At 36.8% G+C, this 25,875-nt stretch carries 25 protein-coding genes; all 25 read right to left on the minus strand.

Annotated features, from left to right (window positions below; translation table 11 throughout):
* Positions 1-220: 220 nt before the first annotated feature.
* Positions 221-934, minus strand: coding sequence for a hypothetical protein (locus tag IPZ59_RS16805; protein WP_236137207.1), 714 nt, complete (start codon positions 932-934; stop codon positions 221-223).
* 12 nt (positions 935-946) lie between these two features.
* Positions 947-2,020 carry a hypothetical protein gene (locus tag IPZ59_RS16810; protein ID WP_236137208.1) on the minus strand — a complete coding sequence of 358 codons (1,074 nt, stop codon included), beginning with the start codon at positions 2,018-2,020 and terminating at the stop codon, positions 947-949.
* A 139-nt stretch (positions 2,021-2,159) separates the two neighbouring features.
* Positions 2,160-2,345 carry a hypothetical protein gene (locus IPZ59_RS16815; RefSeq protein WP_236137209.1) on the minus strand — a complete coding sequence of 62 codons (186 nt, stop codon included), beginning with the start codon at positions 2,343-2,345 and terminating at the stop codon, positions 2,160-2,162.
* Positions 2,346-2,392: 47 nt separating this feature from the next.
* On the minus strand, positions 2,393-3,487 hold the full coding sequence (locus tag IPZ59_RS16820; RefSeq protein ID WP_236137210.1) for an ATP-grasp domain-containing protein: 1,095 nt from the start codon (positions 3,485-3,487) through the stop codon (positions 2,393-2,395).
* Between the two features lie 50 nt (positions 3,488-3,537).
* A complete protein-coding gene (locus IPZ59_RS16825; RefSeq protein WP_236137211.1) occupies positions 3,538-4,146 on the minus strand; it encodes a sugar transferase in 609 nt (202 codons plus the stop codon).
* Between the two features lie 47 nt (positions 4,147-4,193).
* Positions 4,194-5,198, minus strand: a complete 1,005-nt coding sequence (locus tag IPZ59_RS16830; protein WP_236137212.1) for a sugar-transfer associated ATP-grasp domain-containing protein — start codon at positions 5,196-5,198, stop codon at positions 4,194-4,196.
* A 106-nt stretch (positions 5,199-5,304) separates the two neighbouring features.
* Positions 5,305-6,432: a hypothetical protein gene (locus tag IPZ59_RS16835; protein ID WP_236137213.1), complete on the minus strand. Its 1,128-nt coding sequence runs from the start codon at positions 6,430-6,432 to the stop codon at positions 5,305-5,307.
* 4 nt (positions 6,433-6,436) lie between these two features.
* Positions 6,437-7,621 (minus strand): glycosyltransferase family 4 protein, encoded by a 1,185-nt coding sequence (locus IPZ59_RS16840; RefSeq protein WP_236137214.1) that lies wholly within the window; start codon positions 7,619-7,621, stop codon positions 6,437-6,439.
* 3 nt (positions 7,622-7,624) lie between these two features.
* Positions 7,625-8,833 (minus strand): glycosyltransferase, encoded by a 1,209-nt coding sequence (locus IPZ59_RS16845; RefSeq protein WP_236137215.1) that lies wholly within the window; start codon positions 8,831-8,833, stop codon positions 7,625-7,627.
* Positions 8,834-9,898 (minus strand): glycosyltransferase, encoded by a 1,065-nt coding sequence (locus tag IPZ59_RS16850; protein ID WP_236137216.1) that lies wholly within the window; start codon positions 9,896-9,898, stop codon positions 8,834-8,836.
* Positions 9,888-10,616, minus strand: a complete 729-nt coding sequence (locus tag IPZ59_RS16855; protein WP_236137217.1) for an ATP-grasp domain-containing protein — start codon at positions 10,614-10,616, stop codon at positions 9,888-9,890. The genes IPZ59_RS16850 and IPZ59_RS16855 overlap by 11 nt, the downstream gene beginning before the upstream one ends.
* A gap of 271 nt (positions 10,617-10,887) precedes the next feature.
* Positions 10,888-12,027, minus strand: a complete 1,140-nt coding sequence (locus IPZ59_RS16860) for a CapA family protein (RefSeq protein ID WP_236137218.1) — start codon at positions 12,025-12,027, stop codon at positions 10,888-10,890.
* 8 nt (positions 12,028-12,035) lie between these two features.
* Complete coding sequence (locus tag IPZ59_RS16865) at positions 12,036-13,154, minus strand: hypothetical protein (protein WP_236137219.1); 1,119 nt, start codon at positions 13,152-13,154, stop codon at positions 12,036-12,038.
* Entirely contained in the window at positions 13,147-14,361 is a 1,215-nt protein-coding gene (gene wecB, locus IPZ59_RS16870) for a non-hydrolyzing UDP-N-acetylglucosamine 2-epimerase (protein WP_236137220.1), read from the minus strand. The genes IPZ59_RS16865 and wecB overlap by 8 nt, the downstream gene beginning before the upstream one ends.
* A gap of 205 nt (positions 14,362-14,566) precedes the next feature.
* Positions 14,567-14,920, minus strand: a complete 354-nt coding sequence (locus IPZ59_RS16875) for a four helix bundle protein (RefSeq protein ID WP_262912222.1) — start codon at positions 14,918-14,920, stop codon at positions 14,567-14,569.
* A 96-nt stretch (positions 14,921-15,016) separates the two neighbouring features.
* The gene (locus tag IPZ59_RS16880; protein ID WP_236137222.1) at positions 15,017-16,135 is read right to left on the minus strand and encodes a polysaccharide biosynthesis C-terminal domain-containing protein; all 1,119 of its coding nucleotides are present in this window, start codon (positions 16,133-16,135) and stop codon (positions 15,017-15,019) included.
* A gap of 100 nt (positions 16,136-16,235) precedes the next feature.
* Positions 16,236-16,625: a WxcM-like domain-containing protein gene (locus tag IPZ59_RS16885; protein WP_236137223.1), complete on the minus strand. Its 390-nt coding sequence runs from the start codon at positions 16,623-16,625 to the stop codon at positions 16,236-16,238.
* 144 nt (positions 16,626-16,769) lie between these two features.
* Positions 16,770-17,774 carry a polysaccharide biosynthesis protein gene (locus IPZ59_RS16890; RefSeq protein WP_236137224.1) on the minus strand — a complete coding sequence of 335 codons (1,005 nt, stop codon included), beginning with the start codon at positions 17,772-17,774 and terminating at the stop codon, positions 16,770-16,772.
* 79 nt (positions 17,775-17,853) lie between these two features.
* Positions 17,854-19,089: a glycosyltransferase family 4 protein gene (locus IPZ59_RS16895; protein WP_236137225.1), complete on the minus strand. Its 1,236-nt coding sequence runs from the start codon at positions 19,087-19,089 to the stop codon at positions 17,854-17,856.
* Positions 19,090-20,691 (minus strand): hypothetical protein, encoded by a 1,602-nt coding sequence (locus IPZ59_RS16900; RefSeq protein ID WP_236137226.1) that lies wholly within the window; start codon positions 20,689-20,691, stop codon positions 19,090-19,092.
* 2 nt (positions 20,692-20,693) lie between these two features.
* Positions 20,694-21,296, minus strand: coding sequence for an HAD family hydrolase (locus IPZ59_RS16905; RefSeq protein WP_236137227.1), 603 nt, complete (start codon positions 21,294-21,296; stop codon positions 20,694-20,696).
* Complete coding sequence (locus IPZ59_RS16910; protein WP_236137228.1) at positions 21,289-22,023, minus strand: 3-deoxy-manno-octulosonate cytidylyltransferase; 735 nt, start codon at positions 22,021-22,023, stop codon at positions 21,289-21,291. The genes IPZ59_RS16905 and IPZ59_RS16910 overlap by 8 nt, the downstream gene beginning before the upstream one ends.
* Positions 22,020-23,555 (minus strand): aldolase catalytic domain-containing protein, encoded by a 1,536-nt coding sequence (locus tag IPZ59_RS16915; protein WP_236137229.1) that lies wholly within the window; start codon positions 23,553-23,555, stop codon positions 22,020-22,022. Before IPZ59_RS16915 ends, IPZ59_RS16910 begins: the two co-directional genes overlap by 4 nt.
* Before the next feature lie 11 nt (positions 23,556-23,566).
* Positions 23,567-24,826: a hypothetical protein gene (locus IPZ59_RS16920; protein WP_236137230.1), complete on the minus strand. Its 1,260-nt coding sequence runs from the start codon at positions 24,824-24,826 to the stop codon at positions 23,567-23,569.
* 2 nt (positions 24,827-24,828) lie between these two features.
* A complete protein-coding gene (locus IPZ59_RS16925; protein ID WP_236137231.1) occupies positions 24,829-25,875 on the minus strand; it encodes a nucleotidyltransferase family protein in 1,047 nt (348 codons plus the stop codon).

Genomic DNA, 25,875 nt, shown 5'->3' on the forward strand with positions numbered 1-25,875 from the left:
TAAAAGACCTTGCAATTCCCTCAACATGTACCCTTGTACACCTCCAACCAAGCCTCGCTAAAAACTTTTGAATCTCCCGTAGTCTACGGTCAAAAATATAAAAGCATCTAACATCATGAGCATCAAGGCTATTCTAAAAGTAAAAAAAAAAAGAGACAAATACTCAGTTTGGTAGAAAAAATCTATCACAAACTGAGTATTAATTTTTTAGCTCATCCGATCAATAGTAGAAATAATCTCCGCTCTGTCCGGATGGCTGATTCTTGAAGAGCGTAGAAATACGGTAACGCAAGCTGATACCGATTTCAATTCCTGCCAAACTCACTTGATTGGTTTGCGCAGCAGCACCCGGTTCCGGTCTAGAAACCAAGTTGTAGTTCCCCGTATTGTAACGCAGATCTAACCCAACTCCAATGGCTTCGGACAACATGTATTCCCCCGCCAACTTAACATAGGCACCCAAGCTGCGCCCGTTAAAGGTGGCAGGTCCTGAGGAACCTGGGATTCCTACAACGGTACGGGTCACTTCGTTTTGGATATAATAGGTATTCACACCTGCACCCAATCCTAAGCTGATGCCTTCGGCCAAACCTCTATGATACACGGCACCAAAAGATAAAGGAATGATGCGCTGACTGATTTCATCGGTAATGGTAAAGGTAGGGAATTCGCTTTCCCCCGTATAGGTGGCATTAGAAATCGCTACTCGTCCTTCTACTCCGATTCCTTTGTACAGATCCAAGGTGGCAAATAAGGAAGGAATGACAGAACGGCTACTGCTATTACTGTTTTGCGGCTGAAACATGGAAGCAAACTCTCCATCTGCGGCCCGATTCCAAGCACTTAAGCCAAATCCAACTCTGGATAACTGAACTTGCGCCATTCCCAACTGGGCGATCAACGCAAATGCACATACTAGTATAATTTTTTTCATAGTCATGTCAAATTAGCTACCGGTTCCTTGATTGTGACAGGCATTCAACGCAGTGTTCAAAATGGCATTAGCATCTGTGAGGGCTGCGTTGAAAGCAGCGGTCAAGGTGGCGGTGGCGGTATTGCGGGCATTGGTCGACGCTGCAATATCTGCCAATCGAGCGGCTTCGATGGCAACTAAGTCAGCTGCCAAGCCTGCAAATAAGGCTGTTCTCCAGCTAACTACGTACACAAAAGTAAACTGACGGATTCGGGTAGCCAAGGCTGCATCGATTGGTTGAATAGCATTGGCGGAAACCAATAAACTGGTAGCAATGGTCTGCACGGTACCCAAGCGCTGCTGATATAAGGTATTCACCTGCGCAATACGATTGGTCGCACGGGTGGCGGCTTCTTGGGTGCGTCTGTCAAAGTTAGCATTGATAGTCGCTAATTGGGAATCCCTGTTTTGGCTGATGCGTGTGATTGCCTGATCATACGCAGCTCTTGCAGCATCCGCACATGGGCCTACCAAGGTATTGATACGAGCGTTGAGGCCTTCTTCGATTAATTCGAAGCCCAACTCAGCGGAAGGTGGTAAGGGTTGTGGCAAGCGCAATTCAGGAAACAGCGCACGCATTTCTGGATTTTCCAAGAGGGCTTCTACTGCTGCCAAAGCTTCCGCAGAAAGTGCCGCTTCATTGGTCAGGATTTCGGAAATACGGATGGCAGATAAGCCTGCAACTTCCGTAGCAAATACTGCCTGCTGTGCGGGAGTCAGGTCCGCAATGGCTTCACTAACATCTGCTAATATTGCTTGATTGGCCGGGGTGATATCAGCCGGTGTGGTAGCGCCTGTAATATCCGAAACTACCACTTGGGTGATTTCCGGCTGTACAATTTGTGCCAAAGGAGGAATGACCGGCCCTGGATCTGGATCGTTGAGTGCAGGAAGATCTCCGATGCTTTCAAAGTCATTATTGACAAAGTTGAAGGGATCTAGGAACTCCACGTCTTTCACAGCGCACTGGTAAAACGCCAGTCCTACAAACAAGAACAGTGGAAAAATCCAATGCTTATGGGAAGACGAGGTGTATAGCTTTTTCATAAAGGCTTGATTAAGTATAACACAAAAGTACTAAAGAATCCATGGAGTGACAACGAATGGAATATGTATTTGTTTGATTGCTTATTTATTGACTGCAAAAAATTTAGAAAGATGGTTAAGTTTCTCAGGTGAAAGATGTTCAATTCTTTTTATCAATTTCTCTTTTCAAAAAGGATTCCCAATAATCATCCTCCTCATTTGACCAATCTTCTGCCAAAGATGTACTGCTTAAATGCATGGCATGCTTGGTTAAAAGAACGTCCACTGAATCAGTTTTGAATTGCTTTTTTTCTTTGGATAATTTTATGTTGCTGACTTTTTTCATTCGACGATTAAGTCAAACTAATTCACCAATCATTTAATAAAATTTTTCTACGAAGAAACAACATGCCAATCTTTACTCAGTGGTTTCAGCAAATCTGCTTCTTTCATAATAATCGGTAATTCATCCACGTCCCGAAGAAAAATCAATCCTTCTTCAAACGTATAGTGCTTGAATGATTGATCAAAGGTTGGGTCTTGGGCCAACAAACGAACGGTATCCTCTGCAAAATTCGCTCCCGCAGATGCAAAACATTGAGTAAAGGCTACATGGCGGACATTGATTTCTGTAATTAACGGATTTCCTTCCGCATCTTCCTTAAAATCAGCGGTAAAAAACCCATGTAGTGTTGAATCCGTATGCTTGGCTATTGTTTCCATAGCTCTTTTAGAAAGTTCTACCAATTTGGGTTCATTCAACAATCTTCCAAATGAGGTATTCCCTGTAATTCCAGATGGAGCTACTTTTGACATGATATATTCTACTCGCTCCCCCGTAGCAGCTCTTACCAATGCTCCGTTCCAGTACAGAAGTTTACAAGCTAGGTTTCTTCCCGGCAGGTATTCACTAGCCAAAAATGTACTCACCATGGGATTAATGTGTATCCAGTTTTTTAACTCTTCCAAAGAATTAATCTGTAAAGAACCCAATCCACTAGATCCTGAGGAACTTCTCACCCAGTAAGGATATCCTAAAGTTTCAGCTATTTTTTCCAAATTAGGATCAAAGCGCTCAAATTCTACAGATTGAGGCACTAGTTTTTCATTTGCTAAAATAGAAGTCATGTGGGCTTTATCAATCAAAAGTTCCGCTACGGAGAAATCAGGAATCAAAGCAGGGCAAGGTAAGCTATCTGTTTCTTTTCGTTTGCTCCATTCAATCACTTCCAATTCAGGTAAGATTATGGCCATATCGATAGATTTCTCTACAATTATCCCTTCAATTGCCTTCCAATAACTTTCTGGTTCAGAGGCAGGTGGAATTAAATAGCTTTCCTGAAACAAGTCTGATTGGTATAGACCAATGCTCAGTGGATTGATATCGGTACCAAAAAACTCCCAATCTGTATAAGTACTATACTTCAAAAGGGACTGTGCAAAGCTTCTTGGGGTTGGTCCTCCTACCCCGGTAAATAAAATTTTCATAATACCTGAATTACGACTGGTTTGTGAATGAGAACTTTGTGAAGAAAAAATTAATTATACCCGTTAAACGGTTCCATGGGACGATCTTCTGATTGATTGACACCCTCTTTTTTGAAAACCTTGTAAAAGGTCAGTAGCAAAATCTTAATATCCATCAGAAAGCTGATGTTATTGATGTATTCTATATCCAATTCAAACTTGCGTGTCCAAGAAATGGAGTTACGACCATTTACTTGTGCCCAACCCGTGACTCCTGGACGAACAGAATGTCTACGAAGCTGCTCTGGAGAATACAAGGGAATGTACTTAAATAACAATGGACGTGGCCCAACCAGACTCATATCACCTTTCAAAATATTAATCAATTGGGGTAGTTCATCTAAAGATAACTTGCGAATAAAATCTCCTGCTTTAGTTATGCGCTGCACATCAGGTAGAAGTTTCCCTTGCGAGTCCTTTCTATCCGACATCGTTTTAAACTTGATGATGTGAAAAGGCTTTTGCATCAAACCTGGTCTTTCCTGATAGAAAAATATTGAGCCTCTGTTTTGTATAAAAAGTATCAATAGAACTACCAAAAAAATAGGACTGAAGAGCACGAGGGCCACTAAAGCACCTAAAATGTCAATAATTCTTTTTAAGAAATTTTTATAGAACATGAGAGATAACTTTTGGAAGGTTGATATTTAGATCCTCCTAAAATATTTTATTTGAATTTTTCCAATTCAGCCTTCAAACCTTTCTTCATTGGTAATTGCCAAAGCAACTTGCACCAATCATGATTTCCTTCAATCAAACCTGGACCTTTTTCAGTGATAACTACATCCCAACCAATGGATCGATTCTGAGGGTGTTTCAGGGCTGCTTTTTCTACCATTTCCAATGTTTCTTTCCAAAATGGTACTTGAAAACCCTCTATATTGACTCCGGTAATCGGATGAATGGCTTCATCAGATTTAGTGATATCACTGTATACACCAGGTCCAGTAACAATACCTGTTTTATCATCTATTTTAGCGGCTATGTTACCAGCAGCCATATTGTCGACTGGTGAGTTAATGGAAATTCTTAATCGACAACCTAATAATTCTACTTCATTACCTGAATTCAACTGAGTAAAAATTCGTACGGTGTTCACTGCTGAAGGGGATAATTTTTGAAGACTCGAGTGTTGGATTAAAAATTCTTCGGCTAATTCATAGCCCTCTTGTTCCATAAATTGAATCAAGCTTGCTGGCACAAAATCGATGCTTTCCCTGATTAAGACCCCTTTGCCACATTTCCCATCCGATACTTTAAGGACAATTTTTCCCGAAGGATTTCGGAGAAGCGCCTGTGCAAGTTGCAAATCTTTTCTTATAGCTTCCAAATCAGCAACTTGATGCACAAAAAATTCGCCATAGTTCTTATAAAAAAGAGTCTTATCGTCTAGGATATGACGCGCGGATATTGGATTCATCCGTAACTGGTATTCATACATGTAGCCTGTACCTGCCCAGTGTTGTCTTTCTTCTTTTGATAATTCAAAGAATCGAAATTGAAAATATTCGAGTAACGAAATATTGTATCGAAATACAGAAGATAAAGCATCAAGTGTAATAGATGCATTTGAAGTTCCCGATAACGTAACCGAATGATTTAAAAATTGATAAAACTTCCTCCTATCCAGTTGCTTAAGATAATACCCTAAATAAAGTAGCCTTTTGAACATATTTGATTTATTTAAAAAATGCTAGCTAATAATTGTTATTGAGGTTCTATTAGACTTAGCAATTAACTGATTCAAAAGATAAAGATAAGGTGTGTCAACATTATCACTATTCATTTCGAATAATTTCTACCAACTCTCCCGCCGACACGAACTCTACCTCCGGCCATTTTTGAACAATAGCTTTCAATAATTTCCTCAAATCCCCTAACCCCTTTTCCCTGTTCTTTGGGTCAATATGCCCACAGAAATTCACTCTATGGGAAGAAATCAGAGCAGGTTTATTCCAACGGAAGGCAGCTTCTATTTGAGTAATCGCCTTGGCTACATGATCAATAGCTGAATCCGTTGGTTCAAAAACCACATTGCGCACTAGTTCTACCCTATCTTGGGCTTTTTTATAGCCCATACTTGCAAACTGCTTTTTGTATTTCCCAAAACCTAGGTGTTTTCCTTGATAAAAAGGTCTATCCAAGGCCTCCAAACCCCAGCTTTTCAGTTCTCCTTCCAAATGGGCAGGAAACTGCTGAGCCGGAGGGGTAAATATCTTGGATTGATAGCCATAGACTTTTTCAAAAGCTTCCAACCCTTCCTGTATGACTTCAGGAAATCTCTTAGTATCCTCTATAGGATCCCAGAAGGAAAAAGCAGCGGTCCAGCCTATAGAAGAATAACCCGAAGACCCAATATTTGCTAAAGAGCGATTTTCTAATGAAACCATTAATGCAGGATCTTTTTTGGAGAGCTTTTCTTCAAAAACCTTCAAGTTAAAGTGTTCCCTTCCATGGAATTCAGGACGCATGAACCCTTTAGCCATACCTTCTTGCCAAAGCTCCCAAGTTCCCTCATAGGCTTTGGGCTGAAGGCGACTTAACTTTTGAAATGTATCTGGCAATAATTCATAGTGATAGGTCTCATAACCTTCCTCCTGCATTTGTTCGAAATCAATATTACAGGAAAGGGCATAAGGTGTAAATACAGCAGGATTCCCATTTCTGTCTTTTACAGAATTTAAGACCTTATACAACATCTCTAGGTCCTCCTTGGTCTCAAGGGTATCAAATAAATCGAATCGCTGCGCTTTTTGGGGAATTTTTTTACGAATATTTTCTAATGCTTTTTTGGAATCCACACGGACATTCCCATAGTCATCCACTGAAAAAATAACCAATTTCCTCTTTGTTCGCCATCCGGGAATATTTTTTAAATTATCTATTAAAAAGTTTCTTATGGACATAACATCAATTTAAACAGTTCAATATGGTATTATAAGCAATTTCAGGAGTCAAGCATCTTTTAAAATATGTATTTCCATTTTGCCCCATGGTTGATTTTAAGTCAGGTGATTGATACAACTTCAACAAATTTTCATGAAATAGTTGATGATCTCCCGCATAAGACCACATACCAGATTGTTCTTCATCCAAAATTTTCCCGAAATCAGTTGCCCTATCCAGACTAGCTAAAACTGGGATTCCCACATTGAAATAGTCAAGGGCTTTACTGGGAATATTTGGAATGGTAAAATCTTTATGTAGACTGATCAAACCTATATCACAAACACTCAGTAAATCCTGATATTCTTGCTTGGGTATGGTTCGCTGGATTTTGATATTGGTCAGTCCTTTCGATTTTGCCTCTGCCTCAATTTTGTTTATTTGAACTCCTTCGCCTAACAATAAGAAAACAATATCCGGGAATTGAATTACCGACTCTGCTAAAACTAAAACATTTTCAAGTTGCTGAGGCTTGCCCATATTACCACCGAATACTACCACAAATTTATTTGCGATTCCATACTTCTTTTTTAGAAGTTGAGGGTCGGATCCAAAGCCATTGTAGGGTTTCTGATAGTTTTTTAATTCATGTAATTTTACTTCGGATACTTCAGGATTATGTTTCATAACATAATCAATATTCCCTTGAGACATACACCCAATGTAGTCTGCCTCTTTATAGAGTTTTCGTTCTTTTTTTCTGAAGTAACGGTGAGTCAGCCCCTCTTTTTTCATAAAACCCAAATCCACCGCATTTTGAGGAAAAATATCACGTAAAATCAGGTAAAACTTGTTACCAAATTTTCTTTTTATTTTAGCAGCCAAATCCACCAAGGTTATCGGAGGAGTAGGCGAAATTACTAAATCAAATGATTTTTCTTTGTAAAATTGATTTAAGGCACGCTCAAATTGGAAGGGAAGTAAGACGTTTGAAATTCCTTTTAAATAATTCGGAACGTTCTTAATTGGAAGTGTCTGCGCCCTAAGTACTGGAATTCCATTTTCTACATAAATACCTGTCTTCCCGATTCCAGGAGCAACTACCGTCACTTCATGTCCATGGTTCACAAATTCCTCCACCAAAGTCGTGTACATATTGAACGATTTATTCATGTCTGGAAAAGCGAACATTAAAAATAAAACTTTCATAAATTACTGGACAAGACGAGTGTAGAGATTAAAATATGTATTCAGATGTTTATCAAGACCAAAAAGTTTCTCCGCTCTTTTTCTGCAATTCTCAGAATAATTTACCTTGCCTTGGGTAATAATGTATTGAATGGATTTCAAAAATTTTTGTGGATCAAGGCCAGTGACTATTTCTCCCACTTTAGGACTAACCAACTCTGGTAAGGCAGAAGAATCATTGACAACGCAAGGGGTGCCGCAAGATAATGCCTCTGCAACAACCATCCCAAATGTTTCAGCAATAGAAGGACTTACAAAAACATCAGCCGCATCATAAAAAACAACTAATTCTTCGATATTCCTGGTCTTTTGATAACCAAGAATATTTCTTGGTAGGTTTTTGATTTGATTTTCACTCAAACCAATTAAAACAACCCGGTAATTATCATCTAAATACTTTGCTACTTCTAAAAATATCCTAAGCCCTTTACCATCTGACCATTCATTAGCAACCCCAAGAATTACTTTATATTCGGAAAGACCTAACTTTTTTTTAGAGTCTGCATGGTCTTTTGGTTTGAAAACGTCCAAGTCAATTCCGTTATAAATTGCTTGCACTGGATATTCCTTTAAAAAAGACTGCTTCACCTGGGACTCTAACCAGCTAGATACGGCAACTATGGTCAAGTTATCCAAACCTTGAAATGAAGCTTTTTTTCTAATAAAATTGTTTTTGGAATTATCTAATCCTATAGATTCCGGATATAAAAAAGAAAGGGGACAGGTATGGCATTGGGTTTTCCATTTGTCGCAACCTACTCTTTCGTAGTAACAACAATGCCCTGTAAACGCCCAGCAATCATGTAGTGTCCAAACGACGGGTTTTCCATATTTCTTCAAAAAATCAAAAAGCAATTCTACATTTAAATAATACCCATGAAGGTTATGTAAATGGATTAGATCTGGATTTATTTCCGAAATTTGATTGATCAGCTTGGCAGTCGCTCTTTCCGAATGAAATCCATGAGTATCGAAAGCTCTTGTTTGAACCAAATGATTCAACTGATCAAGTTTTGAACCGATTTTAAGAGTTTTGGATTTGCTTTTTCTAGCACTTCTACCAAAGGCAACTATACTCTCCCCGTCGTTAGCTATGACAAAAGCACCAAGATCTTCAACTATCCTTCCTGTGCTGCCTACACCTAGGGTAGAATTTATCTGAAGTAATTTCATTTAATTCTGAAATAAAGACTTTTCAAACTGCTTAACAACATTTTCCTTTTTAAAACGTCCCAAGGAAAGCACAGCATTATTGGACAATTTGTTTATAAGCTGTTTGTCTACAATTAATTGATTGAGTAATTCTGCCAATTGGACATCATTTCCTGGCTCAAAAAGCAATCCATTTGATTTATTTGCTATGATCTCTGAAGGTCCTGCTATGCAATCAGAAGCAACGCAGCATAATCCTACGCTCATAGCTTCCAATAATGCATTTGGAAAACCCTCATAAAAGGATGGTAAAACAAAAATTTGTGACTCTAGAAGTAAATGGGCAAAATCCTGCATTTTCCCATGAAAAACGACCTTATCGTCAATTTGAAGTTCTTTACTTAAGTGTTCAAGTGGTTCTCTTTCTTTACCATCTCCTACCAAGTGAAGTGCCCATTCTTTATTTCGTAATTGAGCGAATGCTTTTAGTAGAACGTGGTGGCCTTTCTCCTTAGACAATCTACCAACGGTAATGATTTGTTTCTTTTGGATCGGCCTATCAAAATTGGTTAATTGAACTGGGTTAGGAATTACTGTTATTTTCTTAACCTTATACTTTTTACTAAGAATTTCTTTAGCTCTTTGAGTTTGAACAATCAATTCGTCTGCAAAACGATAGAAAATCCTGTTTATGGTCTCAATGAAATTGCCCAAAAACAAATTAGGCCCCATCCTATTTGTTATTATCATCTTAGGTGGAAGGCCTCTAGTAGCCAAAATTGCGAATGAATTAAACCAATCTCCAAAACAAATGATAGCATCTGGTTTATTTTGCTTTATTAAACCTCGGATAAATGGAATAATCCTGATAGCATAAATGAATTTATTGATTTTACTTCTATCAATATCAGGAAAATAAACAGCTATAGAAGGATGTAGATCAAACTCGATAGAAGTTTTGAATAAGGAAATTATGAAAACCTTAACTCCCTTTTCAGCCAGTGAATTAGCTAAAAAAACCAGAGCCCTTTCCTGGCCCCCAATTGTCAAACCACCTCCAATCAAACAAACAGATTTATTTTTCACTTATCTCATTTAAAACCAAATCCACCATCCATTCACAAGAATCAAACTTTCCTTCATGGAAATTCAGTTCTTTGTCCCAATATCCGGCACATTGATCGTAGCCTTCTATGGCAAACCCATAGCTAATCTCAACAATCAGTGGATTTTGATACTTATCAAACACATAATCAAAAGCTACTACTTGAGCTTTTAAAGAATCTGCAAACTCAAATGATTTTTGGATAAGATTTTCATCAAAATGGTGTTTTTCATAAACGATATTACCGCTCCCAGATGCTCTAAAATCATTCTTTCTAACAAGCCGTTTGATGGCAAATGCCTTACCACCAATTACTATGATACGAATATCAAATTCGTTATCCGGAATAAAGTCTTGAAAACAGACTTCAAATCTTTCTTTTGGCAAAAGCTTTGCATACCTGGGAATATTTAAAATTCTATAACATGATTTTATTACGCCAAAAAATGAATCCTTACCTTCCCTAAATTTCCTCCACCTCTCCTTTACTACTCCATAATGATCAAATACATTAAATCCAGAAGAAAAGGCCTTATTAATTGAAGAAATAGCTTGTTTTTTTTTATGCACCAATTTCACATTAGCAGATCCTGCACCTCGTGTCAATTTAAAAACTTTTGGAAAATCAGTATTCTTTACCCACTCTATGGCTTCTTCTTTGTCCAAAAAATGGTAAGTAGGAACTAAAGGTAATCCCAAGGATTCCAACAAATATTTTTGAGCAATTTTATCATCAAAATGCCACCCAGTTCTGAAATTGGGAAAAACCATTTTCCCTGAATGCTCAAGGGCAAAAAGCAGTCTCTTTGCCTTCAAAATATCTTTTGAATTGTCCTGCCAATGATGCCACATGAGGGCATCACACTCCTCCAAGTGATGAATGATATCACTATCATAACAATTCACCAATTTATAAGGGATTCCCTTTGACTCACAATATTGAATCCACCTTGGAGTGAATCCTAGATTATTATTGTGGATTGCTATCTTCATTTTCAATTATTGAAATTAAAAGTTCTCTATGCGATTCACACTTCAACATATTTAGTAAAAATAATTTCTTTCGTTTACTCCAAAGACTTGGAAGAAGGTTTCTGTTTTGTAAAGCTTGGAGGACTTTATTGGAATGAGGTTCAATATTTATACTATAATATTTTCCGCTTTTTGCTGTCCATGCTTGAAACTCACTCTCTAAATCTTTATCACTTTGAATAATCCTAGATAATTTATCCAATTGATTTAACTCTTTATCGGCAACCTCTCCTTCCTGTAGCTCAAAAGTATTACCATTTGCACTTTGATAAAAAATATGTGTATTTGAATTAATTTTATTCTCTGAAAAATCGATTTCTACTGCTATACCTTTGTTCCAATAAGTAAGCTCAGAACCTTTTTTATCAAACAAGAAGTTCCCAACCGAATAATAAATAGGTTTTCCATTGTACGATTCAAATCCACTTATGCAGTGCGGATGATGGTTTACAATTGCATCTGCTCCAGCATCCACATAAAACCTTAACAGATCTCTAAATGATTTACTTGGTAAATTATAATTCTCATGTCCTCCGTGCGTAATTAAAAGCACAAAATCAGCATTTTTTTTAGCTTTTTGAATAGAATAAAAATTAGAGACTGTATCAAATCCTGCGGCTCCAGGATAATCTCCTTTTGTTGTTGACCATTCATTTTCAGCAAAATTTAAAATGGCTAGTCTTTCCCCCTCCTTGGAAGTATAAATATACGGTTGTTCTGCGACGGATAAGGAATTTGCGGCTCCAACATAGGCTAATCCAACATTTGCTAAAGCTTCTATAGTATCTTGAAGTCCTTTTGGGCCATAATCCATAATATGATTATTAGCCAAGGTAGCGAGACCAAAACCTGAGTTTTTTAAAAAATCAGCAAATACTTTATCTGACTTTAAAGCTGGTCCAGTCTTATTTATTGCTTTATTGTGCGTTGTAAGAGGCGACTCCAGGTTAACAACAGCCAAATCCGACTTTTGAATTATGTCAAGAAATTTACAGAATATCTTACTTGGTTCGTTATTCAATAATTGATTTTTCAATTCAAAATTTGGGTAAAAATCTCCTACGACTAATATTTTCATAATAAAGTTTATGAATTGTAAATTTTTCCAGCAAGTTTTTCAGAATTTGAAAATTTTACATCTGGCCACTTTGTCAAAATTCTTCTTATTAAATCATTTAATAATTCTAGTCCTCTCTCCCTATTTTTAGGGTTTAAAGAACCTATATAATTTACTCTATGGGTATCAATAATGGCAGGCCTGTTATTCGAAAAGGATACTTCAATTTGTTTCAATGCCGAATTAACCCAATCTTTATTCAAATCTGAAGATGGTTCAAAAAGAACATTTCTAATAAGATACCCTATTCCTGATTTGGACTTTTTACCAAGATAATTTTTAACAACTCCTTGTTTTTTTTCTTGAATAGATGGTAAAATTTGGGAAGAGCCCCCCTGCATGCTTTGAATCCCATATCTTTTTGAAACCTCTTCAACCATAGTTCCCCATACATAATTGGGAGCTATGAATGTTTTTGGAGAAAACTCAAAGGTATCTTCAAAAATCTGTAAACCTTCACTAATTATTTGTTCTATCAATTTGGCATCATGCCCAATTTCATCAAAGACTGCTAAGTATGATCCACGTTTTTCAGGTACGATATGACCGCTAATGGCAAACATTTCATGATTAAACCCAATCAGTGTGTCTTTTCGTTTATTTTTTAAATCGGTAAGCCAGCGCTTGATATTCACATGTTCTCTCCCATGAAATTGCGGATACATTACGCCTTCTGAAATCCCTTTATACCAATAGTTTATTATATTTTCCGATGAAAAAGGTCGATATGTATCAGTAAAGGGTTTATAGTAATATGTTGAAAAATCAGACTCCTTTATCTTTTGAAAATCAGGGTTAGCCATTATTGTATTAAAAGTAAATTGAGGGCGATTCCCTTCCACATCTTTGTATTTAACCAGAACATTAAATAGGCTTTCTAAATCCTGATTTGTTTCCAAAGCATCATTTAACATGTAATGACACCTATCAATAGCTACTCCATTTTTTTTTAACTCCTCAAGAACTTCATTTGACGAAGTTCGAATGGCTCCCCAATCATCTGATTCAAAAACAACAATCTTTTCATTGGTTTTCCAACCTCGGTATTGATTAATTACCTCAATTCCTCTGTTAAGGATCTTATTCACTCCAAACAACTCTTTTAATGTAACTTGTATAACTCAAAATAATCCTCACCATTTTCTCACTGACATTAGGCATAGAGTAGTCGGCAACAGGGCGGAATGTAGTAATTGGTAATTGGTGATTAGTGATTGGTGATTCATCACTACTTTTTGCATTTCCATTACAATTGTTTCTCTCACCTATAGACTGAAGTTCCAATTGAGCCAGCCCCTGAAGGATACGCTCCGGGTTCAAACCCACCATCATCACAGACGCCTCTTCCATCGCCTCAGGTCTTTCATGTGCCTCACGGATATTCAATGCCCTAAAATTCATAATCGACGACTCCTCAGAAATCGTCCCACTATCCGACAACACCGCAAATGCATTTATCTGCAAGGCATTATAATCCGAAAAACCCATAGGCTTCTGCCACTGAATTAGAGAGTGATTAGTGATGAGTGATTGGTGATTAGTTAGACTCTCCAACCTCTTCCTCGTACGAGGGTGGGTAGAAACGATAATCGGGTATTGATATTTTTCAGCTATTTGGTTTAGGGATTCTAATAACCCAAAAAAATTCTTGTCACTACTGATATTCTCTTCTCTATGCGCAGAGACAACAAAGTACTTCCCTTGTTCCAAACCCATGCGCTCCAGAATATCACTGGCTTTGATTTTAGGCATGTAGTGATTCAACACTTCGTACATGGGAGAACCTGTTTTGATAATTCTATCAGCAGGTAAACCTTCTCTCAACAAATACTCTCTTGCGATGTCGGAATAGGTTAAATTGACATCAGAAATATGGTCAACAATCTTACGATTGGTTTCCTCTGGTACGCGCTGGTCAAAACATCTATTTCCTGCTTCCATATGAAAGATAGGAATATGTCTCTTTTTCGCAGGTATGGCACATAAACAAGAGTTGGTATCTCCCAACACCAAAAAGGCATCTGGCTTCACCTCTTCTAGAATAGGGTCAATATTGATCAATATTTGACCTACGGTAGCAGTGGCAGTTGCACCCGCAGCATTCAAAAAATAATCCGGCTTCCTTACCCCCAAATCTTCATAAAACACCTCATTCAATTCGTAATCATAATTCTGACCTGTATGTACTGTTACATGCTCAATCGCAGGACTAGCATCTAAAGCAGCCATTACACGGGATAGGCGGATAATTTCGGGGCGAGTCCCGACGACGGTCATTACTTTGAGTTTATTCATATCTGAAAGAGCCAAGGCAAAAGGCAAAAGTAAAAAGTTAAGATTGACTTATGACCTGGGTTTGGTTTTAATTGATAAAGAATCAAGGCAAAAGGCAAAAGGTTGAGTTTGACTTTAGACTTGGATTGAGTTTTAAATTTTTAAAGAGCCAAGGCAAAAGGCAAAAGTAAAAAGGTCGGGAATTACTTTATTATTTTGCCAATTTTTACTTGGATTCATTTAGTTTTTTTAGGATACTGGCTAGGATGTTTTTTATTTCTTTGCTTTCGTTTACTAGAAAGTCTAATTCTGAATTCGGGTTTTCATCAAGGGCTTTTAGGACTCTTAACCAATAGTTGGATTCTCTTGCTTCCTTCAAGGATATCCTAACTTTATTCTTAAAATCAGCTTTGGAAGAACCAGCTTGTGCTTCTTCGTAATTGGCTCCAACAGATGTTGAGGATTTACCTAATTGAAACTTAATGATCTGATATTCGGAAGTATTCGGTAAGGTCTTGAGCAGCTTCAAACACCTAACCCCAAAGTTAAAAGTCCTCTCCAACAAATCATTTTCTCTCATATTCAATCAACCCTATCACTTCGCTCTTTTTACTTTTATCTTGTTTCTTCAACCTTGGCTCTTTTTACTTTTGCCTTGGCTCTTTTTCCTTGGCTCTTAAACAACTTCAAACCAAGTATCCGGATCCCCCGCATCATACGGCTCATTGATCCAGAAGATGGTGTACAGCGTATCTTCCCCTATATTCTTGATATTATGCGTATACCAGATGGGCATATCTACGTAGGCAGGTTCTTCTCCGTCTAAGTAAAAATCATGCACTTCATCGGTGCCGATTTTGCGGAGCTGGATAAGTGCTTTGCCTTTGATGACGGCGAAACGCTCGATTTTGCGAGTATGGAAATGGTTGCCGCGAGTGACTCCTGGAACAGTAGTAGAAAAGGAAGTTTGTCCAGCAATCCCATGACGGGCAATTTCTACGAAAGCTCCACGGTTATCGGTATGCTGCGTAAATTTTCGTGGGAAATAGTTTCCAATATCCATGTAACAGCGATAGGTATTGAACAACTTGTGTTCAAATGCACTATTGATTGCAGGAAATTCTCCCTTTTCTTGATAAACTTCTTTATAGTGCTGTAACAAAGCCAAAATTTCAGACACCTTAGCTTCTGCGGTATGGGAAATTTGAAGCTCATGGGTATTGTCTTCGGCACGAATGGACTTGATAATTTCCTCCACCAACTCGCCTACATAAATCAGTTTCAATAGTCCATCTACTTCAATCTTGGGTGATTCATTGTGCGAAACTTGATGACAGAAAGTAGCTATCACCGAGTTGTAATACGGATGTCCAAAGGGTCCATACACATTTGGAATGACCATACCCGTAAACTTCCCTCCATTACTACTTGCCCAATCGGAAAGCATCAATCGACCTTCTTTTTTGGATTTACCATAGAGGTTATCACGCTCCTCTTGTGTAGAGGATGAAATAATTACATGCGCTTTACTTTTGGTTCTTTCAAGTGAAGTAACCAGTTTCTTTACCAACCCGGTATTCATTGCATAAATGACCTCTGGATCATTATGGCGATTCAAGGCTGCCAAATGCACAATCACATCACATTGCGATACAAATTCGTCTAACCTCGCATTATCTTCAAAAAATACTCGTTCAAAATCAATCAAGGCAAACTCCTCCGTGTACAGCTTCAACGTCTGATACAAATGCCACCCCACAAACCCATTCTGACCGGTGATACCTATTTTTTTCATATCTGATTTTTAATGGAAAGTTGATGACGCGGATTTTGCGGATTTACACAAATAAATATCAGCGATCATCTACCTGATCCATGTCATTCGTGTTCTATTCTCACCAATTTATGTTCTCTAAAGACTGCCTAAAGTCATCAACCTTTGACTCTTCTAACCCAACATCCGAAAAAATCATCAATACAGATCCTTCTTCCAACCCCTCAAATCCATTGTAATGTCCTCCAGGGATTTCCAAAACTTTACTTTCAGTATCCTTCAGCAAGTATTCTTTCTTCTCAAGCGAATCCATCTCCACGGTCTTCACAAAAAAACTCCCTTTCGCTGCAAAAAACCACTTGGTTTCTTTCTTATGTCCCTGCCAAGCCCTTACTACTCCAAGATTGGGCTCAATACAATACATCCTCACTACCCTGGACATATCAAAGTCATTCACAAACCTCACTACTCCCCTCTCATCCCTATGCAAATTTCCTTCGATTACGCTCATTCTACTTTTTACTTTTGCCTTTTTACTTGGCTCTTAAAAATACTTTTGTCCTTTTACTTTTGTCTTTTGTCTTCAAAAAAACCTTGGCTCTTTTTCCTTTTTACTTGGCTCTTAAAAACACTTTTGTCCTTTTACTTTTGTCTTTTATCTTTTAATCTCTTTCACCACTTCCAACCCTCCAATCAACCTCTTCACTCCTTCCACATCCAACCGTTCCGTATTATGCGAATGATAATCCTCGATTTTAGCTATATCCTGTTCTCCCTCGGAGAAATACATCGCATAATTCAAATCCCGGTTGTCTGCAGGTATGCGATAAAAATCTCCCATATCCACTGCTTTGACCATTTCTTCACGCGTACATAATGTTTCATAGAGCTTCTCTCCATGTCTAGTACCTATGATTTTAATTTCATTATCAACTTTGGCCAATTCCTTGATAGCCTGCGCCAAATCCCCGATAGTCGCAGCCGGAGCTTTGTTGACAAATAGATCCCCAGGATTGCCATGTTCAAAAGCAAATAAGACCAATTCGACCGCATCTTCCAAACTCATCAGAAATCGAGTCATATTGGGATCGGTGACAGTCAATGGTTGATTATTAGTTATCTGATTGATAAACAACGGAATCACCGAACCACGAGAAGCCATGACATTCCCATAGCGGGTAAGGCAGACCGTGGTGTCTTTCAAGTTTCTTGCCTCGGCTATGGCCACTTTCTCCATCATAGCTTTGGATATCCCCATGGCATTGATGGGATAAGCAGCTTTGTCAGTACTTAAACAAATCACTTTTTTTACGCGATTGTAAGCCGCCGCACGAATCACATGTTGTGTGCCCTCCACATTGGTCTTGACTGCTTGCATAGGGAAAAACTCACAGGAGGGTACTTGCTTCAAAGCTGCTGCATGGAAAATATAATCCACTCCACGAGTTGCAGGTTCCACCGAATCAAAATCTCGTACATCCCCAATATAAAACTTCAGCTTAGGACTTTTCAATGAATTTCGCATATCATCCTGCTTCTTCTCATCTCTAGAAAATATCCGTATCTCCGAAAAATGGTCTGTATGCAAAAACCGTTGCAACACCGCATTCCCAAACGACCCCGTCCCCCCAGTAATCAAAAGTGTCTTATTTTTTATCATGGCTTTTAAAACCTTTCTTTTGTCTTTTTACTTTTATCTTTTGTCTTTTGCAATCTTGGCTCTTTTCACTTTTGCCTTTTTACTTTTGCCTTGGCTCTTCCCCCACTAACTCCTCCAAAAATCCTAACAACTTCCTCGCCTGTACCTCTTTATTAAAATGCTCCTCCGCTACCTTTTTTCCATTCGCTCCAACTCTCATAGCATTTTCATAATCACCTAACGCCCGCTCCATTGCCTCAGCAAAAGACTCTACCGAGCCTTGTTCAGCGAAAAATACTGATTCATTTTCTGTTAAATAAGCTGGTATTTCCCCTACTCGTGTAGCACAAACAGGTTTCCCTGTAGCTAAGTATTCCCCAAGCTTGGTTGGAAATCCTCCTTGAGCTTGTTTAGAATTAGGTCTAGGCAATACAAGCAAGTCAGCATTACAAATGATATTGGGAATTTGATCTCTAGAATATTCTTTCATCCAAAAAACTCGTTCCTCTAAACCGAAATCCTTAATCAGTTGCAAATGTAAAGGAGTATCATAATTCCAAGCACCTACTAAATAGACTTTATGTGAAGGGAATTTTTCTTTGATAGAATTAAAAGCTTTAATCAAGTTACTTACCCCGTCTTTTGCATCATTCATAACCCCTACAAAAGCAATATAAGGCTTATGAAATTCATGAAGTGGTTCTTTTGGACCTTGAAACCTCTCCAAATCCACTGTCATAGGTAGATGCAAAAGTTTGGGTTGAGGCTTAGGAAAACTTTGATAATGCTTCATTAAGGTTTGGGTCATCAAGGCCATGCCATCATAGGCAAAATAGGCTTTTTCTTCAAACAAACGTTGTTTGGCATCCCCTTGCCATCGTTGAAGAAAATTACCCTTATTGTATCGGTGAATGTCAAGAAATTCACTCATTTCAATAAAAAGCTTTGCGTGAGGATTTTGCTTTTTAAAAGCTACTGCAAATTTAAAACTAAAAGGTGATGCATCTGTCCAAATGACTCCTTTCTCATATTTGAGACGTTTTTGGAGCTCCCTTATTACTTGGCCATTTCGAATGGCCTGTCCTATGTAATTATGAAAACGAACCTTCAAATAGCCTTGAACCAAGATAGGCAGTACATATTCATAGCTTATATTTTTATGAACGCCTTTTGCTCCAAACGTAGTTTTCTCTTCAGCACTGCTATAGCCTCCACAAATCAACAAATGGACTTTTGCACCTAAGGAAGCTATTCCTTCGATCAAGGTTAACCATCGATTGGCGCTTGCAGAGGATTGGTTAAATGGGTTATTGACAATAACAACAGTAACTTGCATTTAAATTAATGCTTTTAATTGCTCTGAAATAAGATTCTCACTGTTAAATTCTGATATATCAATGGCCTTATTATTTGAGGCTTGATGGATAATATTTATAAATTCATTTCGGCTATTGCATAAATGTCCAGCTTTCTTCAAAATATCATCAAACAAAATTCCATCCTTCCAAACATAGGGAAGCCAAAATAAGGTGACTCCCTCTTTAATCAGCTCTAATGCACCAGTTGTAGGTCCCGAAATCATTAGAATGTTTTCATAATTACATTGGTGAATAGATAAACCAGTGTGATTGATGACTTCAAAATCAGGAAAATAATTCTGAATTTCACCATGGGTAAATTTAGCAGAAGGATGACTTCTAAAGAAAATTTTTTGAATACCTAAAGCACTAAAATTAATACTCTTTAACTCATTTAATAAATATTCAGAACATTCTTTAATATGTGTAAGCACTACATAAACAACTCGCTCTTTGATAAACTCCTTTTCACCGTTTTCGTTTTCCGGCACAAAACGTCCGCCCATTTTCACCTGTTCACAAAAGTGAAATGCTTTAAAAGCATCTTTACTGAATGAGTCGCGGACAATAAAATTATTTGGAAGACTCGCTTTTGAATAGGCTTTGATATCTGCTTCAATCAATCGTTCTGAGCTGCTCAGTGTCTTTAATGTTCGAGATGCGATTATTGTTACATTAATTTTAGATTCATGCGCTTTTGCCCATAGGATACGGTATTCCGGCTTGGTTAAGGTACTTACATGCACCAAGTTCCTTATTTCATTTCTTTTGAAGTACTTTTCAGCTCCTCTTTCGTATAGCAATAAAGACCAAAGTTTAAAAACATCACGAAATCTGAAATAGAAACGATATACTTTCGGTAATCTTGATGTATTTTGTTTGATAAAAATTGAAAGCGTTACTGCCCTGTATAGCTGTATAATTCCATCTAATAAAGTGTTTTCGGTTCTAAAAACCACAACATCTTCTTTGTCAAAACCTCTAATCTTGTGTTCCTGACCCGAAAAAACCCGATATGGTTGGTAAAACTCATAATTATCTAATGGATCCAAACGATTACTGGTCGGGCTTTGGTTGACATCGAGCAAATTACCGCTGAATTTCGGGTTCCTTTTTTTTAAAAAAGATGGGAGATTTCTTTTAAATGAAATGCTTGAATGATACACAACTTTTAAGATCTCACGAATCTTCCCTTTGTAAAAACCCGAAGACATGATTGTTAACAAACCAAAACCTTTCAATTCTGTTATCGCGTCCATTGGAAGTGCATAGCTCAAAATAATCTTTTCTACACTATTAGCTTCTGATACAATTTTTGCTAGCTCAAGTAAATAGTACAACTTCACAAGGTCTGTAACATTCTCACCTCTTAAAAACTCAGAAGTATAACACCATAAAAAAGCACCTTTCTTATCATTGGGGTATAGGGATGCAGCTTGCATTAAATCCTTGTCAAAACGCTTATTTGCTCTTCTTAAAGCTTCAACTCGAGTTAAATAATCAAAATAAAGGTGCTCGCTCTGTCCATTTATATACAGATTCAATCCTTCTCCTTTATCAAACTTAATTTCGAGAATCATCCTTAAAACAATGGTTCTATACTTGTAAGAGCTTCTAATTTAGCGTTGTTATAGGCCATAAAGTGAATATTGGAACTATTTGCTGCTTCATAATCATTGTAACTATCACCAATCAAGACACACTCCTCTTTTTTATAACCGTGCATTTCAATCAGCTCTTTCACCCATTCTTTTTTGGGTTTAGGCGAGCCATGTATAGATGTAAATAAGTTATCAATCCCCATTGATTCACACAAAAATCGCAATTCATTTTGGTCTGAACCTGAAGTAATATGCATGATGTATTCCCCTTGATTTTCTTTGACAAAGTTTAAGGTTTCCTCCATCAATAATTCAGGGTTAACCAATAATTCCTTCATAATTAGAGAAAAGCGTTCCGCCCAAATAAGTATATCACTGTCAGATATGGACTTTTTTCTAATCTCTTCAAAAAAATATCGAAATTTTACATAACGAGATAAGCCCCCATTCGCTTGATGAAAGGCTAACAATTGATCTACCTCCTCTTTTGGAAACTCAGCTAATACATGTTCAAACCCTAAATCACGGATTGAGTTGGAATCCATTAAAACACCATCAAAATCCCAGAAAATTACTTTAATCATTTTGCTCGGAGAGTTTTAAAAGTACTTTGTCAATATCTTCCGGTACATCAACTGCAATTGAATCACTAGATAATTTAATCATTTTTACATCATAACCTAACTCGAGGAATCGAAGAATTTCGATATCCTCAATATCTTCTAATTCTGTTTTTTTTGTTTCCGATGCAAACTCAAGTAGTGCTTTTTTAGGAAAGGCATACACGCATACCTGTTTGTAAGCTTTTATGAATGTATCTATTTTGTTATTTGGAATAGCTCCCCTACTCATATATAAAAGTCTTCCATCGGGTCTGAAGACAACTTTCGGAATAGTTAAGCTCCTGTAATCAGTTTCATTATCTATCTCTGTGTATCCATTGATAATTTCTTCGTCTATATCGTTTAAAGCAGAAATAACATCTTTGATATCATTAGGATTCATAAGAGGCTCATCCCCTTGAACATTAATATAATAATCGAAATGATATTTCTTTGCAAACTCAGCTACTCGATCGGTACCCGTCAAACAATCTTTAGAAGTTATAATTACTTGGATTCCTTTTGATTGACAGTGTGAAACAATAATTTCATCATCCGTCAAAACAAATACTTTTTCCTTTGCTACTGCTTTGATAACCTGGCCCCATGTTCTCTCTATCAATGACTTACCCGCAATATCAATTAAGGGCTTGTTTGGTAATCTAGTTGAAGCCAATCGAGCCGGAATAACAACTACGTACGAATTCATAGTAATGAAAAAATTGATAAAGATGGAACAGGGTAGGAAGTATTAACTAAACTCACAGGCTGTATACCAGATGCTTCTTGAAACTTATTAAACAAATAAGTATTTTCTGCAAAGAGCTCTTGAGCTTTTTCATCCATCATTGCTTTTGCATAACCATCAAATCCTATTAAATATACATTTTGGGCATTTAAATTTTTAGCTACCTGAAGTGCAATAAAGCAGTGTGAATCAATATATTTCTTTGAGAATGTATCCTGATTAAGCTCAACTCCTTTGTCAATAAGTGTTGAAGGAATATACGTCCCCATTTTCCGGGGCGATGGCGGCAATACGCATAAATTGTCTAAAGGCAAATCGCCTTTAAATACCTCTTCCATCCGGTGCCCCTCATTTCCGACTAAGCAAAATATCTGCTGATTCTCAATTCCCTCAAATGTTAAAGCGTTTTTAGAGCTTGCATGAACGACAGTCACATTTTTATTTAAATTTAAAAATTGAATGATGGCCTCCTTATGAGCTTGAACACTAGGTCCACCACCTACTATTAAAACACTCTCCGACGAATGCTTATTTTCCCAATTTTTAACAGATATATTATCGCTAACCCCTTTTGCTTGATTTTGTAGCGCTCTTATTATAGAGTTAAATGAATAGTATCGCTTACCAACCCAATCCATCACATCCTTTTGAGGCAAAGAGTGTGCGCCAGATACCATGTAAGGCAAATTGGTACCCCATTCATAGGTTTTCTGCAATGCCGAGAAAGCGTCTACCACTTTAGAAAGCGGATTAAAATCAACCTCTAATTTTCCCTGGGCATTTAAAGCGGTTAATAATAACTCTGTTTTCACATTACCAGCACCTCTTCCCATACCCGTGACGGTCGCATCCACCATTGCGCAGCCCTCTTCAATAGCTGTTAAGGTATTGATCAAGGCTAATTCCATATTGTTATGCCCATGAAAGCCCAATGGAACATCAGGAATATAACTTCTTACCAACTGAATCGTTTCTTTCACATCTTGTGGATATACACCGCCATAAGAATCTACCATATAAAAGTAATCGGCTATGCCTTTCACCTTGGGTAATAATTCCAAAAAGTCTTTTTGACCTTTCCATTTAGACATGTACATCACGTTAAAGCCTACTTCAAAACCCATCTTTTTTACAGCTTCAGCCAACGTTAACGCCCTCCCAAATTGTTGGGGGTCTATAGCCAAACGCACCATATCAATCAAACCTAAACAAGGTGATAATAACTCTTGCACATGCTCAAGTCTAATATCCTTTTCGTTCAATATGATAACCAATTTCTTGGTGGTTTGCGCCTTTAAACGTTGCATAACATAAATAGGAAGATAAAAATATTCTCCGTAATACCCTTGTAAAGGGATCGAACGGTAACCGACCTCTAAATAATCGACAGGCAAATCGTTACATGCTTTGATATAGGTATTTACTAGGTTTCTATCAAAATCCCAATTAGTGTAATATCCACCATCTCGAAGAGAACAGTCTAAAATTTTCATAAAATCAATTACTAATATAAATGTTGATCATTTAATTTTTTAAAACTAACCTCTGCAAACCAGTTAAGAAGCAGTGGTAGAAACACAAACATATAGAGGAAAAATAATAATAAAGAGTATGTTTTTACAACACCCAAAACAAAGAAAAATATAAATGAGTACTTATAAAATAGTTTTAAATCCTCAAAATGAATGGAATTAATTGAACGTTTATAAAATGTATAAATTATGTAAAAGATAAAGGAAGCTCCTAATAGGCCATACGTTCCTAAAATATCCAAATAAAAATTATGCCCTCCAACATCACCCCCTCCAAAAAAAGGATTGGAAATAAATGCATCAAAAGATTTAGATGCTCTAATTTCATATCCCCCTAAGTACTGATTACCGTCTTGTAGTTTCGTATCTATATCAATAGAAAAATCTGTGCTTTCAAGGCTTCCATCAAGTCTCATAGCAATATTTGTGAGGCGAGGAGATAAAAAATCTGATTTTAAAAAATCAGCAGATGAATAAATAAAATTAATAATTAGTGGACTAAAAACTGAAAAAAGAAAAAATATAAAAAAAATTGAAAGAATTGATCTTTTAAAATCAGTTAAATACCATTTATAAGGCAATGCCAAAACTGCTATAAAAAACAATAATAGTGGGGTTGTAAAACCCATTTTATAGAATGCGTAAACCTGAATAACTAAAAAAACTATAATCATTTTTCTATCAAAGAAATAAAAACCTTTTTTAACATAAATGTAGATTAAAAACAAAGATGTAAGCATCCACATCAAAGAAAAAGCATAACCGCCAACTCCAATTGTCAAATAAAAATTTATTAATTCTGTATTCCCTTCTTTTGATAAAGCCCCAGCCATAGCCCTTGAAGCATCCGGAAAAAATTCCAAAGCTATTGAGGTAGTAATTGCCGTTATAATTAATCCCGCAATAAAAGTTTTTAAGAAGAATACACTCTTAGATCTATTTAAATTATAATATTCAAAATATGTAGAGCTAATTAAAATAGGAACTATGAAATTAGTGAATTTTCGCGCATTATCTTCGTTGTAAATGTTGAAAGATTGATAAATAAAATGAAGCAACAATAAAAAAAAAATTACAATAAAATTTCTTTTTAAAAATACCTTAGGGTTTAAGGTAAAAGATATTCCTAAAGCACCAATAAAAAATAATTCATAGTGAGGGACACGTGGTATTGACGAAATAGAAGGTAATAATGCGACAAGTATACTTATTACATAAAAATAGTGTAACATACTTATGAAATAATTTTCATATAATCCTCCAATGTACCCATATCAATCCAACTTTTTTCACTTACTGGAAAAACACCAACCTTTCTATTTTGCTTTATCAATTTTTCAATCAGGTGTGTAATATGGAAGAATTCATTCACTGGCACATCTTTAAGCACACTTGGCTCCAAAATATACATACCTGAATTAATCTGAAAAGTAAATACTGGCTTTTCAGAAAGTCCTTCCAACATACCATTTAATCCTGTGGTAAGAGTGCCATAAGGAATTTCAATATTCTTCATAGCAGAAATCAAGGTTATTTCATTCTTATTTTCCCAATGATATTTCAATATCTCTGCATAATCTTGTTCGATTAAAATATCGCAATTAGATACAAAAAAGGTAGAATCCAATTTATCTTTTAATAAATGTAAACTACCGGCAGTTCCTAACGGCTTATCTTCTTTAAAATAGTCGATGGTATATGGCAAATTTTGTTGTGTTAAATAATACTCAATCAATTCAGCTTTAAAATTTACACTGACATGGAATTTATTGGATCCATGGCGATTAAATCGATAAAATATCTCTTCTAACATCGATTTATCCCCTATAGGTAACAAAGGTTTAGGAAAAACATTGGTTAATGGTCTTACACGGCTACCATACCCTCCCGCCATAATTACAATAGGTAAATCAAACTGGTCTAAAGGAATTTTGTCCTGTTTTTCAAAAATATCCTCCCAAAAAATAACGTCAACTATCTCTCTATTCTCATTTACGATCGGCATGAACTCTGCGCGAATAGAAAGCATTATTTTTTTTATATCTTCTTTACTATCTATAGGTTTTGCAATGATATAGTCGCTTCTTAAAATATTATTTATTCCTGAATCGAGCGAATAACCATTTAAAATAGCACGCTGAATATCACCTATGGAAAGTAAACCATAATAAAATTGACTATTATCAATTACAATTAATAATTTTGTTCGAAGTTCATCCATTGTTTTCATAGCAAAAGATATTGATGAACCTCTGTGAATAAAATACTTTGCAAATACCAT

It is taken from the genome of Mongoliitalea daihaiensis (assembly GCF_021596945.1).
Lineage (GTDB): Bacteria > Bacteroidota > Bacteroidia > Cytophagales > Cyclobacteriaceae > Mongoliitalea > Mongoliitalea daihaiensis.

Excerpts from the sequence above, each read along its gene's own strand:
- IPZ59_RS16880 (WP_236137222.1), bottom strand. The coding sequence starts at position 16,135 with ATGAAAAAAATAGGTATCACCGGTCAGAATGGGTTTGTGGGGTGGCAT.
- IPZ59_RS16840 (WP_236137214.1), bottom strand. The coding sequence starts at position 7,621 with ATGAAAGTTTTATTTTTAATGTTCGCTTTTCCAGACATGAATAAATCG.
- IPZ59_RS16805 (WP_236137207.1), bottom strand. The coding sequence starts at position 934 with ATGAAAAAAATTATACTAGTATGTGCATTTGCGTTGATCGCCCAGTTG.
- IPZ59_RS16835 (WP_236137213.1), bottom strand. The coding sequence starts at position 6,432 with ATGTCCATAAGAAACTTTTTAATAGATAATTTAAAAAATATTCCCGGA.
- IPZ59_RS16810 (WP_236137208.1), bottom strand. The coding sequence starts at position 2,020 with ATGAAAAAGCTATACACCTCGTCTTCCCATAAGCATTGGATTTTTCCA.
- IPZ59_RS16910 (WP_236137228.1), bottom strand. The coding sequence starts at position 22,023 with ATGAATTCGTACGTAGTTGTTATTCCGGCTCGATTGGCTTCAACTAGA.
- IPZ59_RS16920 (WP_236137230.1), bottom strand. The coding sequence starts at position 24,826 with ATGTTACACTATTTTTATGTAATAAGTATACTTGTCGCATTATTACCT.
- IPZ59_RS16915 (WP_236137229.1), bottom strand. The coding sequence starts at position 23,555 with ATGAAAATTTTAGACTGTTCTCTTCGAGATGGTGGATATTACACTAAT.
- IPZ59_RS16925 (WP_236137231.1), bottom strand. The coding sequence starts at position 25,875 with ATGGTATTTGCAAAGTATTTTATTCACAGAGGTTCATCAATATCTTTT.
- IPZ59_RS16860 (WP_236137218.1), bottom strand. The coding sequence starts at position 12,027 with ATGAAAATATTAGTCGTAGGAGATTTTTACCCAAATTTTGAATTGAAA.
- IPZ59_RS16905 (WP_236137227.1), bottom strand. The coding sequence starts at position 21,296 with ATGATTAAAGTAATTTTCTGGGATTTTGATGGTGTTTTAATGGATTCC.
- IPZ59_RS16900 (WP_236137226.1), bottom strand. The coding sequence starts at position 20,691 with ATGATTCTCGAAATTAAGTTTGATAAAGGAGAAGGATTGAATCTGTAT.
- IPZ59_RS16875 (WP_262912222.1), bottom strand. The coding sequence starts at position 14,920 with ATGAGAGAAAATGATTTGTTGGAGAGGACTTTTAACTTTGGGGTTAGG.
- IPZ59_RS16830 (WP_236137212.1), bottom strand. The coding sequence starts at position 5,198 with ATGTTCAAAAGGCTACTTTATTTAGGGTATTATCTTAAGCAACTGGAT.
- IPZ59_RS16895 (WP_236137225.1), bottom strand. The coding sequence starts at position 19,089 with ATGCAAGTTACTGTTGTTATTGTCAATAACCCATTTAACCAATCCTCT.
- IPZ59_RS16845 (WP_236137215.1), bottom strand. The coding sequence starts at position 8,833 with ATGAAATTACTTCAGATAAATTCTACCCTAGGTGTAGGCAGCACAGGA.
- IPZ59_RS16815 (WP_236137209.1), bottom strand. The coding sequence starts at position 2,345 with ATGAAAAAAGTCAGCAACATAAAATTATCCAAAGAAAAAAAGCAATTC.
- IPZ59_RS16890 (WP_236137224.1), bottom strand. The coding sequence starts at position 17,774 with ATGATAAAAAATAAGACACTTTTGATTACTGGGGGGACGGGGTCGTTT.
- IPZ59_RS16885 (WP_236137223.1), bottom strand. The coding sequence starts at position 16,625 with ATGAGCGTAATCGAAGGAAATTTGCATAGGGATGAGAGGGGAGTAGTG.
- IPZ59_RS16825 (WP_236137211.1), bottom strand. The coding sequence starts at position 4,146 with ATGTTCTATAAAAATTTCTTAAAAAGAATTATTGACATTTTAGGTGCT.
- IPZ59_RS16820 (WP_236137210.1), bottom strand. The coding sequence starts at position 3,487 with ATGAAAATTTTATTTACCGGGGTAGGAGGACCAACCCCAAGAAGCTTT.
- wecB (WP_236137220.1), bottom strand. The coding sequence starts at position 14,361 with ATGAATAAACTCAAAGTAATGACCGTCGTCGGGACTCGCCCCGAAATT.